This window comes from Gemmiger gallinarum, from assembly GCF_014982805.1.
Classification (GTDB): domain Bacteria; phylum Bacillota; class Clostridia; order Oscillospirales; family Ruminococcaceae; genus Gemmiger; species Gemmiger gallinarum.
The window spans coordinates 1-2,012 of sequence record NZ_JADCKC010000008.1 but is presented as its reverse complement, the minus strand read 5'-3'; the positions used below and the strand labels follow the sequence as shown (position 1 = coordinate 2,012).

Annotated in this window: 2 protein-coding genes; one reads left to right on the top strand and one right to left on the bottom strand. The window is 60.4% G+C overall.

From position 1 onward, the window contains the following. A partial coding sequence (locus tag INF35_RS13720) for a hypothetical protein (protein WP_207728335.1) occupies nt 1-181 on the bottom strand: 181 nt, incomplete at its 3' end. A gap of 125 nt (nt 182-306) precedes the next feature. On the opposite strand from INF35_RS13720, the gene INF35_RS13605 reads away from it, so the two are divergent. Continuing rightward, nucleotides 307-1,668 (top strand): IS1380 family transposase, encoded by a 1,362-nt coding sequence (locus INF35_RS13605; protein WP_193503371.1) that lies wholly within the window; start codon nt 307-309, stop codon nt 1,666-1,668. Nucleotides 1,669-2,012 lie beyond the last annotated feature (344 nt).

The window sequence follows — 2,012 nt, the reverse complement described above, 5'->3', positions numbered from 1 at the left end:
GAACACTCAGATTGGATACAAGGGAAGGTTCGTAGAATATTCCTTCGTGGACTCCCGAGATTGCATAGAGATTCAATTGTCGGATGGCATCTGTGGATTGCTGGGTAGCCACTTCAATTTCTTGGAGGAGCATTCTGTTGAGGAGCTGATTGAGATTAAGAAAAACCTCAACCCTGTCCAACGCCAGACTCTCTCCTTGCTCCGCAAACTTATACCTGAATCCGTGAGACCGGCCCCCGGAAGCACTTCTAACCCACTGACCTGCATGGCAATATAGCCATTATCGCCATTCACCCAGACAGTGCCATGCCCAACATAAAGTTCCGCGCCAGTCGCCGCACCCTCACCAGCCACGCCGGGCTGTCCATCATCGGGCAATGCTTCGAGATCGCTGGCGTCGACAGCATCGACGGCCGCTTCCCCACCACGCTGGGCATGCGCACCAGCGACGTGGTCAAGAGCTACCTGGGCCTGCTGTGTCTGGGCATGAGCGACTATGATGCCATCGAAAACTTCCGCCGCGACAAGCCCTTCCAACAACTGCTGACCCTGCAGAAGGTGCCGAGCGCGGCGACGCTGCGACAGCGGCTGGAGAAACTTGCCGCCAACGACCTGCAGGCGCGCACCGCCACCTGGTCCACGACCCTGCTGTCACTGATCGAAGCACCGATCACCGCCGAGACGACGCACGTCTGCCTGGACATCGACACCTTCGTCATGGACAACAGCAACTCGAAGAAGGAAGGCGTCTCGCGGACCTACCAGAAGGTCGATGGCTACACCCCGATCGCCGCCTATCTGGGCAACGAAGGGTGGTGCCTGGGTCTGGAACTGCGGCCTGGCAAGCAGCACACCATGAAGGAGAGCAACGCCTTCCTGGAGCGGGTACTGCCTCGCGCCCAATGCCTGACCAGGCAACCGATCCTGTTACGCGAGGACAGCGGCTTCGACAGCCAGGCGCACCTGGCGCTTCTCGAACAGCAACGCCAGGTCTTTGCCGACGAGGGGCGCCGGCTCGACTATGTCGTCAAATGGAACCCGCGCGGCTCGGCCACGGCTGATCGAGATACCTGGCTGGCGGTGGCGGCGGACTACTGGGAAGAGCTGCGTCCTGGCAAGCGCCAGGCGCTGTGGCCGCAGACCGTCTCGATCCACGACGACAACAAGACCGAATACGTCGTCCAACGCGTGATGCGCCTGGTAGAGCGCACCGCCGATCGCGATGGCCAGTTGCTGCTCGAACCGGACTATGAGTTGGAAGGCTGGTGGACCAGCCTGGACGAGGCGCCGGAGGCGGTGATCAAGCGCTACCAGGCGCATGCCACCCATGAGCAGTTTCACAGCGAGATCAAGACCGATCTCGACCTGGAGCGCTTGCCGTCCGGCAAGTTCGCCACCAACGATCTGATCCTGCATCTCGCCCAGTTGGCCTACAACATCCTGCGCCTGATGGGACAGCTGGGCATGACCGGCGAGCTGAGCCCGGTTCGCCACCCGGCCAAGCGGCGCCGGCTGCGCACCGTGCTACAAGAGTTGGTGCACCGTGCGGCTCTCGTGATTCACAAGGCACGGCAGATCATCCTCGACGTCGGGCAGGATATCGGGCGCATGACGGTGCTCAAGACGCTGCGGAGCCGACTGCGTTATCCACGAGGAACGCCATGCTGACCGTCAATCGGCGACACTCTATCCACAAGCAGTTCCAAGCGACACGCGATCGCCAGATATGTCGTGCCTGGCGGGTGGAAAGGCATGACAAAACGGGCCGTCAGCACCGATCAGCACGGTGGGTTTTGGCAATAACGGGCTTGCGAAAGCCAACTTGCACGGGGCGAATGATCAAAAAGTGCTCGCTGGCGGTGATAGGGAAAGTGTCGGCGCCGGCTTCACGGATTCAGGATACGTTCATACTCATCTTGCTGGACTGCCATGCGTGCCTCGCTTTCACAGCCGCGGTGGTCATGTGAACCCACCCTTGATATAAGGGAACCGAGCATAGCAGAAGCCCCAAT

Bases quoted from the DNA above. Each gene is read 5' to 3' on its own strand.
- INF35_RS13605 (WP_193503371.1), top strand. From the start codon at position 307: ATGCCCAACATAAAGTTCCGCGCCAGTCGCCGCACCCTCACCAGCCAC.